Origin of the sequence: Aquabacterium sp., assembly GCF_034003525.1 — a bacterium.
Lineage (GTDB): Bacteria > Pseudomonadota > Gammaproteobacteria > Burkholderiales > Burkholderiaceae_C > Aquabacterium.
Genome location: NZ_JAVEYN010000004.1, coordinates 131,783 through 145,418, shown reverse-complemented (window position 1 = coordinate 145,418; position 13,636 = coordinate 131,783). Strand labels below are relative to the sequence as shown.

The following is a 13,636-nucleotide window of genomic DNA, read 5'->3' as shown; positions in this document are numbered from 1 at the left end:
GCAAAAAGGGGCCGAAGCCCCTGGGATGGTGTCAGATCCGGGTCACTTGGCCCAGTTGCCGTCCTTCAGGCCGGTGATCTTGTTGAACACGGGCTTGCCGGGCTGGTGGTCCAGGCGATCGGCCACGAAGTAGCCGTGGCGCTCAAACTGGAACTTCTGATCGGGCAGCGCCGCAGCCAGCGAGGGCTCGACGTAGGCCGTGACCACCTTCTTGCTGTCCGGGTTCAGCGCGGCCAGGAAGTCCTTGCCACCGGCGTCAGGCTGCGGGTCGGTGAACAGACGGTCGTAGACGCGCACTTCGGCGGCGACCCCATCGGCCACGCCCACCCAGGTGATGGCGGCCTTGACCTTGACCGAGTCAGCGCCGGGGGTGCCGCTCTTGGTGTCGGGCACGACAGTGGCCAGCACCTCGGTGACACGGCCGTCAGCGTCCTTGACGCAGCCGGTGCACTCGATGACGTAGCCGCCCTTCAGGCGCACCTTGTTGCCAGGGAACAGGCGCTTGTAGCCCTTGGGCGGCACCTCTTCAAAGTCCTCACGCTCGATCCAGACTTCCTTGCCGATCGTGAAGTGACGCGTCGGGGCTTCCTGGCCTTCGGGCGGGTGCGGCAGCGCGGGCAGCGCGCAAGGCTCCAGGTAACCAGCGCCCATCACCTCGTCCCAGTTGGTCAGGGTCAGCTTGACCGGGTCGAGCACGACCATGCCACGGTGGGCTTTGCTTTCCAGGTCGTCACGCAGGGCGATGTCCAGGGTGCTGTAGTCGATCCAGCTGTCCGACTTGGTCACACCGATGCGCTCGGCAAACAGCTGCAGCGACTCGGGCGTGTAGCCACGGCGACGCAGGCCCACGATGGTGGGCATGCGCGGGTCATCCCAGCCGCTCACCGTGCCCTCGTCCACCAGTTGCTTGAGCTTGCGCTTGCTGGTGATGACGTAGGTGAGGTTCAGGCGGGCGAACTCGTACTGGTGCGGCGTAGGCTGCTGCAGCAAACCACCTTCGGCCAGACGCGCCAGCAGCCAGTCGTAGAAGGGGCGCTGGTCTTCGAATTCGAGCGTGCAGATCGAATGGGTGATCTGCTCGAGCGCGTCCTCAATGGGGTGCGCGAAGGTGTACATCGGGTAGATGCACCACTTGTCGCCCGTGTTGTGGTGCGTGGCACGGCGGATGCGGTAGATGGCCGGGTCACGCAGGTTGATGTTGGGCGAGGCCATGTCGATCTTGGCACGCAAGACCATGCTGCCGTCGGCGTGCTGCCCATCGCGCATCTCGCGAAAGCGCGCCAGGTTCTCGGCCGGTGTGCGGCTGCGGAAAGGGCTGTCCTTGCCCGGCGTGGAGAAGTCACCGCGGTTGGCGCGCATCTCTTCGGGCGTCTGCTCGTCGACATAGGCCAAGCCGGCTTCGATCAGGTACTCGGCGGCGCGGTACATGAAGTCGAAGTAGTTGCTGGCGTAGTACAGGTGCTCTTGCGGCTGACCGTTGAAGTTCGAGGACCACTCGAAACCCAGCCACTTCACCGCGTCGATGATGGCGTTGACATATTCCGTCTCTTCCTTCTCGGGGTTGGTGTCGTCGAAACGCAGGTGGCAGACGCCGCCATAGTCACGCGCCAGCCCGAAGTTCAGGCAGATGCTCTTGGCGTGGCCGATGTGCAGGTAGCCATTCGGCTCAGGCGGAAAACGGGTGCGGATCTTGGCCGGGTCGGGCTCGCCGGCCGCGTGGTGGGCGGCATCGCCCGGGGTGCCGGCCCAGCGACGGCTGGCGTAGGTGCCCTGCTCCAGATCGCGGTCGATGATCGCGCGCAGGAAATTGCTGGTCTTGGCGGAAGTGGTGTCGTCGGTCGGGGCGTTCATTCCTCGATTCTACGGGGCCGCTGGTCAGATGCGGCCATGCGCGCTATAAGGAAAGCCTGTTCACCTGCACTCTAGACCACCATGGGCAACGGCAAAAACAACGGTAAGGACAAGGGCAAGAACAAAGCCAAGGGCGACAGCCAGGCCGGCGGCAAAGACGATGGCCCGGTCGGCAAGAACGGCAAGGCCGCGAGTGGCTTGAGCAAGAAGGATTACGAGGCCCTGCTGGAGCCCCTTCAGATCGAGCTCAACGGCATGGCCCGCTGGCTGGCCCACCACGGCAAACGCCTGGTCGTGATCTTTGAGGGACGCGACACGGCCGGCAAGGGCGGCGCCATCAACGCGATGGCTGATTGTCTGAGCCCGCGTCAGTGCCATGTGGTGGCGCTGAGCAAGCCGTCGGAAGACGAGCAGGGGCAGTGGTACTTCCAGCGCTATGTGCCCCACCTGCCCAGCGCCGGACAGATCACCCTGTTTGACCGCAGCTGGTACAACCGGCCCGGTGTCGAAACCGTGATGGGCTTTTGCAAGCCTCAGGACACGGAACGCTTTTTCAAGCAGGCCCCAGTGTTCGAGCAACTGCTGGTGGACGACGGCATCTTGCTATTCAAGTACTGGCTCACCGTGGACCAGGCCCAGCAGGAAGAACGCTTTGCCGAGCGCCGCGAAGACCCGCTCAAGCGCTGGAAGCTGTCACCGATTGACCTGGTGGCACGCGAGAAGTACGAAGACTATGGCCGCGCGCGCGACCGCATGCTGGAGGCCACCCACACCAAGCAGGCCCCGTGGACGCTGGTGGACTTCAATGACCAGCGTCTGGGTCGTCTGACCCTGATCCGTCATTTGCTGGACCATCTGCCGGACACCCAGGTGCCCGAGCAGACCATCGAGTTCCCGCCGCTGCCGGGCGAACCCGCCCATGAGTCCTTCAGCGGACCTTTGAAGCCGATCCCGCCGTTCAAGCTGCCGAAGTCGGTGGACTGAAGCGTCGCCCCGTGGATCACCGCTGCGGCTTGGCCCGCTCCTGTGCGCGCTCGGCGTAGCGGTTGAAGCGCCAGGCCGTGCCTTCGGCGGTGATGCGGCGCCAGGTGGCGCGCTTCTCGGCCGGGCTCATCTCGGGCCAGTGCTGCACCTCGGCAAAGGTGCGGCCGCAGCCCTTGCACAACGCATCGCCCTGGCTGGTCGAGCAGATGGCGATGCAGGGGGTGTCGGGCAGGCTGTCGTACCAGGCCAGCCACGGGTCGCGGAAGTGCGCAGGCATGCTGGCCTCGTCGCATTCCACTTCCTGATGGCGGTCGAGCAGCGCCAGCAAGGTGCTCAACTGGGCCACCGCATCCTGCGGCGTCCAACCTGCGACCGGCACCTCGCGGCCGCGCCACCATTGCAGCGCAGCCTCGATGTCGGTGCGGTAGATGCCAGCCATGGCGACAGCGTTCAGCAGCGGCTCAAGAGGTCACAAGGCAGTCGACTCAGCGGTCACCCAGCCCTCAGGCCTGGGCCGCCTTGCTCGCCTTGGCGGCCTGCTCTTCGGCCTCATGGGCTTGCAACGCAGCCAGCGCGGCCTCAACGGCTTCGCGGCTGACGCCTTCGGCCAGGCTCACGGGGGCTTCGGCCAAAGGCGCAGCGCCTTCGGTCTTGAAGCGTTTGACCCAGCCGCCGGCCACACGGCCTTCGGCAAAGGCCTGGCTTTGCAGCAGCAGGTCACCGTGGGCGGTGGTCAGCTTGAAGTAGAACTGGCCATCGGCCTCGCGGTATTGCTTGAACACGGCCAACTCGGCCTTGTGCGCGGGGCCGGTCTTGGCCTCGACGGCTGCCGAAGCCACCATGCGGCGCAGGCCCACGGCATGGCGCAGCTCTTTGAGGAAGGGCGTGGCGCGTGCACGGGCCTTGTCGGCGCCGGCTTGCAGCACGGCCTCGATCTGCTCGGGATGGGCCACCAGCTCGGCATAGCGGGCGCGCATCGGGCCCACATGGGCCTCGATCAGGTCCACCAGACGCTGCTTGGCCTCGCCCCAGGCCAGGCCGGCACGCAGGTCGGCGCGAAAAGCCTCGCGCTGGGCGGCGTCGGCAAAGGCGTCGAACAGGGTGACGAGGTGGGCGCCTTCGGGGTCCTTGGGCTCGCCGGGCAGCTTCGAGTCGGTGACGATGCGAGCCACGGCGTGTTGCAGCGCCTTGGGGCCGCCTTCGAACAAGGGCACGGTGTTGTCGTAGCTCTTGCTCATCTTGCGGCCGTCCAGCCCTGGCAGGGTCGCCACGGCGTCTTCGATCTCGGCCTCGGGCAGCACGAACAGGTCTTTGCCACCACCGTAAAGGTGGTTGAAGCGCATCGCCACGTCGCGCGCCATCTCGATGTGCTGGATCTGGTCACGGCCGACGGGCACGCGGTGGGCGTTGAACATCAGGATGTCCGCCGCCATCAGGATGGGGTAGCAGTACAGCCCCATGGTGATGTTGGCGTCCGGATCTTCGTCTTTGGCCACGTTGGCGTCCACCGAGGCCTTGTAGGCGTGGGCGCGGTTCATCTGGCCCTTGGCGGTCACGCAGGTCAGCAGCCAGTTCAGTTCGGTGATCTCGGGGATGTCGCTCTGGGCGTAGAAGGTCACGCGCTCGGTGTCCAGGCCCGCGGCCAGCCAGGTGGCGGCGATTTCCAGACGCGAACGGGCGATGCGAGCCGGGTCGTCGCACTTGATGAGCGCGTGGTAGTCGGCCAGGAAGAAGAAGCTCTCGACCCCCAGCTCGCGGCTGGCCGCAATGGCCGGCCGGATGGCGCCGACGTAGTTGCCCAGGTGAGGGGTACCCGTGGTGGTGATGCCGGTGAGAACGCGTTGGGTCATGAGAGCGCAGACGAAGGACAGGACAAGGGGCAAATTGTAGGACGCCCCCGCTACACTCTAGGCCGCATGAAAAACATCGTCATCCTGATCTCCGGCCGCGGCTCCAACATGGAAGCCATCGTCAACGCCTGCCAGCGTGAGGGCTGGCCTGCCCGCATCGCGGCGGTGATCAGCAACAAGGCCTCGGCCAGCGGCCTGCAGTTTGCGGCTGCGCAGGGCATCGCCACCGCCGTGGTCGACCACAAGGCCTTTGACAGCCGCGAGGCCTTCGATGCCGAACTGGCCCGCGTGATCGATGGCTACCAGCCCGATGTGGTGGTGCTGGCCGGCTTCATGCGCATCCTGACTGAAGGTTTCGTGCGCCACTACGAAGGCCGCCTGCTCAACATCCACCCCTCGCTGCTGCCGGCCTTCCCCGGCCTGCACACGCACCAACGTGCCATCGAGGCGGGTTGCAAGCTGGCCGGCGCCACCGTGCACTTCGTGACGCCCGAGCTGGACCACGGCCCGATCGTGCTGCAGGCCGCCGTGCCGGTGCTGGCCGACGACACCGAAGACAGCCTGTCGGCGCGTGTGCTGACGCACGAACACGTCATTTACCCGCAGGCCGTGCGCTGGCTGGTGGAAGACCAGTTGAGCGTGAACGACGGCGTGGTGCGCCAGCGCCAAGGTGCCACGCAGGTGCGCTGGGGCGGTTGAGCTGTGTGACGGCCGCGCCCCTCGGGCCACGGCCTCGGATGCCATGAGCGCCCCGCCCCTTCTGTTCTCATACCGGCGCTGCCCTTACGCCATCCGTGCCCGCCTGGCACTGTGGCAAGCGGGCGTCGCCGTGCAGGTGCACGAGGTGTCGCTGCGCGACAAACCGGCCGAGTTGCTGCGACTGTCGCCTAAGGGCACGGTGCCCGTGCTGTGTTTGCCCGACGGCACGGTGCTGGAGCAAAGTCTGGACATCATGCGCTGGGCCCTGGCACAGCACGACCCGGACGGCTGGCTGCAAGCCGCCCCGATGGAAGCCATGCTGGCCCTGATCGCCCGCAACGACGGCCCGTTCAAACCGCTGCTCGACCGCTACAAGTACGCCGAGCGGCATCCGGAACGCTCGGCGGCTGACTGGCGCGACGAGGCCGTGCGCACCCACCTGGCCAACCTGGAAGCCCGGTTGCACAGCCAGCCCTGGCTGTTCGGCACCCGCTGCTCGCTGGCCGACATGGCCCTGCTGCCCTTTGTGCGCCAGTTTGCCCAGGTGGACCGCGCCTGGTTCGATGCCACCCCGGCCTTGCCCGCCCTGCGCGCCTGGCTGCAACGCGGCCTGGACCTGCCCCTGTTTGCCACGGTGATGGCCAAGCCGGCGAATCACCCGGCGCCGGCTTGATCGCCCCCCGGGATCAGCCCTGCTCACGCCCCCACCATGTCCATCGACACCCTGAACCGACTGCGCGCAGGCCAACTGGCCGGCATCACCCGACTCGATCTGTCGTGCGGTCTGACCCAGCTGCCCGAAGAGGTGTTCGCCCTGGCCGACACGCTGGAGGTGCTCAACCTCAGCAACAACCGCCTGCGCGAGTTGCCCGACCTGAGCCGCCTGCAGCGCCTGAAGGTGCTGTTCTGCTCCGACAACGACTTCACCGAAGTGCCCGAGCACCTGGGCGCCCACGCCAGCCTGCGCATGGTGGGCTTCAAGTCCAACCGCATTCGCCATGTGCCGGCCTCGGCCCTGCCACCCACGCTGCGCTGGCTGATCCTCACGGCCAACGAGATCGAGACGCTACCCGGCTCGATCGGCCGGTGCGCCGGTCTGGAAAAGGTGGCCTTGGCGGGCAACCGCTTGCGCACCCTGCCCGAGAGCATGGCGGCTTGCCAGCAACTGGGTCTGCTGCGGATCTCGGCCAACGACATCCACACCTTGCCCAGCTGGTTGCTGAGCTTGCCCAAACTGGCCTGGCTGGCCTACGGCGGCAACCCCTGCGAGCCCTCACCGGACTCGGCCACCGCGTCATGGCCCGAGATTCCCTGGTCGGCCCTGTCGCTGGGTGCGTTGCTGGGCGAAGGCGCTTCGGGCCACATCCATGCGGCCACCTGGCAGCGCGCGGGCGCGGACAGCAACCCGATCGCCAGCGAGGCTGTCGCGGTGAAGCTCTTCAAAGGCGCGCTGACCAGCGACGGCCTGCCGGACCAGGAAATGCAGGCTTGCCTGAGCGCTGGCGCCCACCCGCATCTGATCCCGGTGCACGGTGTGCTGCACGGCCACCCCGAGGGTCGGCGAGGCTTGGTGATGCCGCAGCTAGACGCACAGTGGCGCGCACTGGCCGGCCCGCCCAGCCTGGACAGCTGCACCCGCGATGTGTACGCATCCGAGGCACGCTGGTCGATGGACACCGCCTGGCGCCTCGCGCAGGGCATGGCCGCGGCGACGGCGCACCTGCACGCGCGCGGCGTCCTGCATGGCGATCTGTACGCGCACAACATCCTGTGGCGCGCATCAGGTCAGGCCGTGCTCGGGGACTTCGGCGCCGCGTCCCTCCTGCCTCGCGAACCCGCCCAGGCGTCGACCTCACACGCGCTGCAGCGCATGGACACACTCGCCTTTGGTCACCTGCTGGAAGAATTGCTGCAACGCGTCGACGCTGCCGACCAGACTGATCCGCGTTTTGCGACGCTGACGCAATGGCATGTACGCTGCACCGACGCGAACCCACACGCCCGCCCGCTGATGCGCGAGGTGGCTCAGGCCACCGTCAGCCCGGCCGGGTCCACATAACGCTGGCGGAAGGTCTCGAAGTCCAGCGTGTCGGCGGCTTCGATCTGGGCCTGCTCGCTCAGAGAAGCCTGCGCCTGCGCACGCCATTGGTCCTGCTCGGCCGCCGACAAGGGTTGAGCCAGCAGGGACTGCTTCACGTCTTGCGAACAGGCCAGGCCGAAGGCGTCGAAGCGGCCGGCATGCTGCGTGCGAATGGCTTCCAGCACCCGTGCCGAGGGCAAGGTGTCGGGTGACAGGAAGTCCCGGCGCGCCTGGATCCAGGCAGCCTGATACCCGTCGCCGCCCTGGGCCTGGTCCAGCGCTTCGGCCACGGCCATGCCCTCGTCGAGCAGGGCCAGCCCCCACTCCCGCAGCCCGACAGGCTGACCGTCGCGTTGCAGCATCAGCCCCGGCTCACGGCCACGGGACGCCGCCAACAGGTGGTTGGCCTGCAGGGTGCGGATCTCCTCGGGGCTGTCGGGCGGACTGTCCGACAGCAGCGCGTGAGTCAGGAAGACATCCAGCACCCGGGCCGTGTGCGTGTCGATGCCCACATCCAGGAAGGGATTGAGGTCCATGCAACGCACTTCCACGTACTCCACGCCGCGCTCGCGCAGGGCATGCAAGGGACGCTCACCACTGCGGATCACGCGCTTGGGACGGATGGTGCTGTAGAACTCGTTTTCGATCTGCAACAGGCTGGTCGCCAGCTGGCGATAGCCACCCTGCTCGTCACGGATGCCGATGGCCTCGTAAGCCGGGTATGGCACGGTCAACGCTTCGTGCAGCGAATTGGCGTAGCCTTCCAGGTCGTTGTAGCTCACACACAGGGCCGATTGCGCATCGCTCTGGTAACCCAGGCGGCCCATGCGCAAGGACGTGGCGTAAGGCAGGTACAGCGTCGCATCGCTCAAGGTGTCCAGGCCGTGCGGCTGACCGGCGGCAAACGCCGAGGTCACGGCGGGCGAGGCGCCAAACAACACCAGCAGCAAGAAGGAGTGGCGACGGAAGTTGCGGATCAGCCCAAAGTAATCGGCACTGCTGGCACCGGGGAAGGACCAGTTGTAGTGGATGCCCGAGATGGTCTGCATCCGCGAGCCGTAGCGATGCGACAGACCCTGGCGGTACACGCGCTTGGCCTGGCCCACGTTCGAGGTGCCGTAATGGCCAATCGGGATGTCGGCATCAGCGGGCAAGCGACCCGGCATGCTCGCGGCCCACATGCACTCCTCACTCAGCGACTGCAGCACCACGCGGTGGATGGTGGTGAGCTCGTTGATGCAGTCGTCGACGCGATCATGCACACCGGTCACCAGCTCCAGCTGCGATTCGCTGAAGTCGGTGGTGATGTGCGGATGGGTGAGGGCCGAGCCCAGCGCCACCGGATGCGGCGTGTGCGCGAGCGTGCCGTCCGGCGCCACGCGCAGGCCTTCCTTCTCGATGCCGCGCTGGATGCCGCGCAGGCGTGCACCATCCAGGGTGCGCAAGCGTTGATGCAAGGTCATTTCGGGCAAATTCCTCTCCTCTCGACACAGGTGAGCGCCCGACAAGGTGCTGCACGGGCGCCGATTGTGCGCCAAGCCGCCGACACGTGCATGACAGCGCGAAATGACCTTTTTGGACCTGCATCAAAGACGATGCCGACGGTTTTGACCTAGCCGCTGCCCTTGCGTAGCACGATGGCTCACCACCGTGAGCGGTGATCCTCGGTCACACCCAGCAGGCCATCGACGGGGATGGCGGGCTCATCGCGTGCGGCGCGCACCCAGCCGTGAAAGGTGCCCACGGGCTGGATGTAGCTGCTGGCCGCGACCCCGAGGTTGCGCCGATCTTGGCGGGCGCCCTCGGGACGGAACTGCAGGTCGAGCAGACCATCGTCGGTGTGAATGCGCCAGGGGCTCAGGGGCTGCGCCGGATCGAAGTCGAACTGTGCTGCGCCCAAGGGACGCAGCGTCCCGTCCAGCCACAGTGCGTTCTCCTGCTCGCCAAAATAGCCTTGCTGCAGGTTGAAGCCCAGGCGGCGGTCATGCGCACTCGCCCAGCGCCAAGCGGTGTCCCGCGCCAGCAGGCCGTTGGAGCTGTCGAGGCTGCCGATGGCGCCTTGCAGGCTGTGGTGCTGGCCCTGCCATTCAAACCACCCATCCACCTGCAAGCCGGGAGATTTCTGTGTGGCGTGTCCCAGCCCGCCTTGCACCGGCCCCACCGCCAACAGGAACGGGGGCGCCTGGCCCAGGTCCAGATCCGCCTGGAGGCACAAGCCGCCGGCCTTCACCCGCACCGATAGGGTGGCCTGCGCGACGTGCTCGATGCGCAGAGCCGCCCCGATGCCGCGAAACTGCGCCCGCCCCCCCTGCACCGGCTGGTCGCTCACCCCGCCCGACAGTCTGGGCAAGCCATCTTGCGACCAGTCCAGCACCACCCGCTTGTGCCGGCGATCGAACACATAGGCAAACGCCGACATGGCCCAGCCCAGGTCCACGATGGCCAGGCCGATGAACCAGTCTTCGGCCGCCAGCCCCACGTACTGCCAACGCTTGTGGTGACAGCGGTGCCACCAGGCAGAGCGCTGCTGGGTACTCGACAAGGTCGACCAGTCGATGCATGGGATGCAGCCGGCATAACGTCCCGTGGCGACCTGCCCGGCCTGCACGACCGAAGGCGGTGGTGCGGGCAGTTGGTGCGTGGATGTGGACGGCATGGGGCTGGGCGGTGGCGCTGCGCGTGTCCCTGGGTTCATCGTTTGATCCTGTTCATGTGCTTCCGTTGATCTGCTGCGCCTCAGATGCGGCGGCTCAGTTGCTGAGCTTCAGTTGGCGTTGCCGCTGCCGACGCCATTGCACCGGTGGCAGCCCCGTCCAGTGGCGAAAGGCCCGTGTGAAGGCGCTTTGCTCGGAATAGCCCAGCAGCAAGGCAATCTCGGCCACGTCCAGCCGATCGTGTGTCAGGTGGGCCTCGGCCAGGTGACGGCGGGTGTCGTCCAGCAGTTGCTGAAACGAGGTGCCCTGCTCGGCCAGCCGGCGCTGCAGGCTGCGCACACTGGTGTGATGGGCCTCGGCCAAGGCCGCCAGGGTGGTGCGCCCCTCGCGGATCAAGGGCACCAGGGTGCGGCGCCAGGCATCGACCACGGCGGGCACCCGTGACACCTCGGCCAGCAGGGCCTCGGCCTCCTGGTCCAGCGCGGCGAGCAAGGCCGGGTCGGCCTGGCGCAGGGGCAGGCTCAGCACCGCCGCATCGAGCACGATGCGGGTGGCCGCGGCGTCGAACCGCACGACACCGCCAAAGAAATCGAGATAGGGCTGTATCTGCGTGGGCTCTGGGTTGACGAAGCACACCTCGCGCACCGGCCAGTAGCGCCCGGTCAGGTTGCGCGCGAGCTGCACCAACGACGCGATCGCGGTCTCGTCCACCAGGGCACCGGGTCGCCCACGGGCGACGCCCCACTCCACGATCACGCCGTCCGGGCTGGGTCGCACCTCGGCCGGATTGGCGTCATACACCGAGGCATGAAAGCGCTCCAGACGCTGCAGGGCTTCGCTCAGCGTGGCGCAAGCCAGGGCCACATGGCCCACCACCCCGAAATGATGCGGACCGATGCCCTCGGCAATGCGCAGCCCCAGGCCAGGACGCTGCTCCAGCGCGTCCACCCGCGCCAGCCAGCGCTGCCAGACCGACATGGGCACGAAGTGCGCGTCCGGGTCCGGCGCCTGCCCCAGCACCTGGCATGGGTCCAGCCCCTGGTCCACCAGGTACGCCTGCAAAAGCTGAACATAAGACGAGGCAACGCGGGTTTCGACCATGGGACGTCCATCAAGACAACTCCGATCATGCCGCCCTCTGCGCGCCCAGGCCATCGGGACGAGCCTCATGCCCACCGCCTCACTTTGGCGCGATTGGTCAAGAAAGCGCCGACCTGGCGCGGCAAGCTGAAGGCCTGTTTGCTGCCGTCTGCGGCCATTGCCCCCCGCCTGATCACCATGACCGACCTGGCCACCCTCCTCGCTGCCTGGCACTTTGAGTTGCCCTTCGCGCTGCCCGCCTGGCTCGCCCACTCCGACCTGCGCGAGTGGCTGCTGGTGCTGCTGGCACCTGTGTTCCTGTTGACCGTGCTGGTGGAATGGCTGCATTTCCGGCGCCGTGACCGTCAAGCCGGCCAACCCATCTACGAACTGCGTGACGCGCTCGACAGCCTGAACCTGGGAGGCGTCTACATGCTGCTCGACGTCGTGATCGTGCTGACCCTGGTGCTGCCCGCGATGACCTTTGTCTACGGCCACCGCATCACCACCATCGAGATCACGCCCTGGACCTTCGCCGCCCTGTTCCTCGGCGTGGAGTTCTGCTACTACTGCTTCCACCGGGCCAGCCACCGCATCCGCTGGTTCTGGTGCGCACACGTGGTGCACCACGGCTCGGAGCACATGAACTTCACCACCGCCATGCGCCAGAGCTGGCTTTACAGCTTTGCCGGCAACTGGCTGTTCTACACCCCGCTGGTGTGGCTGGGTTTCGAGCCGCGCTGGGTGCTGTTCGCCCTGTCCCTGAACCTGGCCTACCAGTTCTTCGTGCACACGCAGTGGATTGGCAAACTGCCCGCGCCCATCGAGTTCATCTTCAACACGCCCTCGCACCACCGGGCCCACCATGGTCGCAACCCGCGCTACATCGACAAGAACTATGGTGGCACGCTGATCGTGTTCGACCGCCTGTTCGGCACCTTCGTGCCCGAGACCGAAGCCCCCGACTACGGCCTGGTGCGCCAGGTGCACAGCCACAACCCGATCTGGCTGACCGTACACGAGTGGGTGGCCATGCTGCGCGACATGTCCCGCCCCGGTCGGTGGCACGAACGACTGAAACACGCCTGGGCGCCCCCCGAATGGGAGCGAAACCGGGATAATCCGCCCCATGCATCCGAACGCCCTTCTCGACCTCACCGCACGGCTCGTCCATGAGGTGCTCAAGCTTGACGCCCCGGCCGACAGCATCGTCTCCTACTTCTTCAGCAGCCACAAGGAGCTGGGTCAGCGTGAACGCCACGCCTTGGCCGAAACCGCCTACGCGGTCCTGCGCCAGCGCCTGCTGTGGGCCAACATGGCCCAGTCCGGACACGGCCCGATGGAGCGCCGCCTGGCCATTCTGGCCTGGCAGGGTGAGCCCCATGTACTGAAAAAGGCCATGACGGCCGACGAGGCCACCTGGCTGACCCGCACCCAGGCCGTCGACCGCAGCGCCATGCCCGACAAGTTGCGCCACAACCTGCCCGACTGGCTGTCCAACAGCCTGCGCGCGCAACTCAGCGACGAAGAGTTCTGGGCCCTGGTGGCCACCTTCTCGGCCGGCGCCCCGCTGGACCTGCGCGTCAACGCCATCAAGACCAAGCGCGAAGCCGTGATCGAGGCCCTGGCCGCCGCCAACATCCACGCCGAGCCCACGCCCTACTCGCCCATCGGCATCCGTATCCAGGGCAAGCCGGCGCTGCAAAAACTGCCGCTCTACACAGGCGGCGAGGTGGAAGTGCAGGACGAAGGCAGCCAGCTGCTGGCCCTGCTGACCGGTGCCAAGCGCGGCGAAATGGTGGTGGACTTCTGTGCCGGCGCCGGTGGCAAGACCCTGGCCCTGGGCGCGATGATGCGCAACACCGGTCGCCTCTACGCTTTTGACATTTCGGGCCACCGCCTGGAGAACCTCAAGCCGCGCCTGGCCCGCAGCGGCCTGTCGAACGTGTACTCGACCCAGATCGCCCACGAAAACGACGACCGCATCAAGCGCCTGCGCGGCAAGATCGACCGCGTGCTGGTGGACGCGCCCTGCTCGGGCCTGGGCACCCTGCGCCGCAACCCCGACCTGAAGTGGCGTCAAAGCCCCAAGGCCGTGGAAGAGCTGCAGGCCAAGCAAACGGCCATCCTGAACAGCGCGGCGCGCCTGCTCAAACCGGGCGGCCGCCTGGTGTACGCCACCTGCAGCCTGATGCCGGCCGAGAACGAGGTCATCGCCAACGCCTTCAGCGAAAGCCACCCCGACTTCGTGCAGCTGGACGCCCGCGAACAGCTCGAGAAGATGGGCGTGGCGCAGGCCGAGTCGCTGGTGACCCCAGCCGGCCATGTGCGCCTGTGGCCGCACCGCCACGCCACCGACGGCTTCTATGCCGTGGCGTGGGAAAGAAAGGCCTGACCATGAAAAAGGCCTGAGTCACCTCAGGCCTTGATGTCGGTCA

General features: G+C 66.9%; 12 protein-coding genes. 6 read left to right on the top strand and 6 right to left on the bottom strand.

Annotated elements, in window-relative coordinates; translation table 11 throughout:
- Positions 1 to 42: 42 nt before the first annotated feature.
- On the bottom strand, positions 43 to 1,851 hold the full coding sequence (locus RBT42_RS04215) for a glutamine--tRNA ligase/YqeY domain fusion protein (RefSeq protein WP_320362609.1): 1,809 nt from the start codon (positions 1,849 to 1,851) through the stop codon (positions 43 to 45).
- 81 nt (positions 1,852 to 1,932) lie between these two features.
- Here RBT42_RS04215 and ppk2 point away from each other — a divergent pair, with 81 nt between their 5' ends.
- Positions 1,933 to 2,835, top strand: coding sequence for a polyphosphate kinase 2 (gene ppk2 / locus RBT42_RS04210; RefSeq protein ID WP_320362608.1), 903 nt, complete (start codon positions 1,933 to 1,935; stop codon positions 2,833 to 2,835).
- A gap of 16 nt (positions 2,836 to 2,851) precedes the next feature.
- Here ppk2 and RBT42_RS04205 read toward each other — a convergent pair whose 3' ends face one another.
- A complete protein-coding gene (locus RBT42_RS04205) occupies positions 2,852 to 3,274 on the bottom strand; it encodes a DUF1289 domain-containing protein (RefSeq protein ID WP_320362607.1) in 423 nt (140 codons plus the stop codon).
- 64 nt (positions 3,275 to 3,338) lie between these two features.
- The gene (locus RBT42_RS04200) at positions 3,339 to 4,685 is read right to left on the bottom strand and encodes a tryptophan--tRNA ligase (protein ID WP_320362606.1); all 1,347 of its coding nucleotides are present in this window, start codon (positions 4,683 to 4,685) and stop codon (positions 3,339 to 3,341) included.
- Positions 4,686 to 4,751: 66 nt separating this feature from the next.
- On the opposite strand from RBT42_RS04200, the gene purN reads away from it, so the two are divergent.
- From purN to RBT42_RS04185, 3 genes are read left to right on the top strand one after another with little or no spacing between them, the layout of a single operon-like run.
- The gene (gene purN, locus RBT42_RS04195; RefSeq protein ID WP_320362605.1) at positions 4,752 to 5,384 is read left to right on the top strand and encodes a phosphoribosylglycinamide formyltransferase; all 633 of its coding nucleotides are present in this window, start codon (positions 4,752 to 4,754) and stop codon (positions 5,382 to 5,384) included.
- Positions 5,385 to 5,427: 43 nt separating this feature from the next.
- Positions 5,428 to 6,057 (top strand): glutathione S-transferase, encoded by a 630-nt coding sequence (locus RBT42_RS04190; RefSeq protein ID WP_320362604.1) that lies wholly within the window; start codon positions 5,428 to 5,430, stop codon positions 6,055 to 6,057.
- Between the two features lie 36 nt (positions 6,058 to 6,093).
- A complete protein-coding gene (locus RBT42_RS04185; protein WP_320362603.1) occupies positions 6,094 to 7,443 on the top strand; it encodes a leucine-rich repeat-containing protein kinase family protein in 1,350 nt (449 codons plus the stop codon).
- Here RBT42_RS04185 and gshA read toward each other — a convergent pair.
- The 3 genes from gshA to RBT42_RS04170 form a co-directional block, all read right to left on the bottom strand.
- The gene (gene gshA / locus RBT42_RS04180; RefSeq protein WP_320362602.1) at positions 7,410 to 8,927 is read right to left on the bottom strand and encodes a glutamate--cysteine ligase; all 1,518 of its coding nucleotides are present in this window, start codon (positions 8,925 to 8,927) and stop codon (positions 7,410 to 7,412) included. The two genes, RBT42_RS04185 and gshA, sit on opposite strands and share 34 nt — an antisense overlap.
- Before the next feature lie 179 nt (positions 8,928 to 9,106).
- The gene (locus tag RBT42_RS04175; RefSeq protein WP_320362601.1) at positions 9,107 to 10,120 is read right to left on the bottom strand and encodes a DUF2804 domain-containing protein; all 1,014 of its coding nucleotides are present in this window, start codon (positions 10,118 to 10,120) and stop codon (positions 9,107 to 9,109) included.
- A gap of 94 nt (positions 10,121 to 10,214) precedes the next feature.
- Complete coding sequence (locus tag RBT42_RS04170) at positions 10,215 to 11,219, bottom strand: AraC family transcriptional regulator (RefSeq protein ID WP_320362600.1); 1,005 nt, start codon at positions 11,217 to 11,219, stop codon at positions 10,215 to 10,217.
- Positions 11,220 to 11,246: 27 nt separating this feature from the next.
- Between RBT42_RS04170 and RBT42_RS04165 the strand changes: the two genes are divergently transcribed.
- Positions 11,247 to 12,374, top strand: coding sequence for a sterol desaturase family protein (locus tag RBT42_RS04165; RefSeq protein ID WP_320362599.1), 1,128 nt, complete (start codon positions 11,247 to 11,249; stop codon positions 12,372 to 12,374).
- Positions 12,328 to 13,593 (top strand): RsmB/NOP family class I SAM-dependent RNA methyltransferase, encoded by a 1,266-nt coding sequence (locus RBT42_RS04160; protein WP_320362598.1) that lies wholly within the window; start codon positions 12,328 to 12,330, stop codon positions 13,591 to 13,593. Before RBT42_RS04165 ends, RBT42_RS04160 begins: the two co-directional genes overlap by 47 nt.
- Positions 13,594 to 13,636 lie beyond the last annotated feature (43 nt).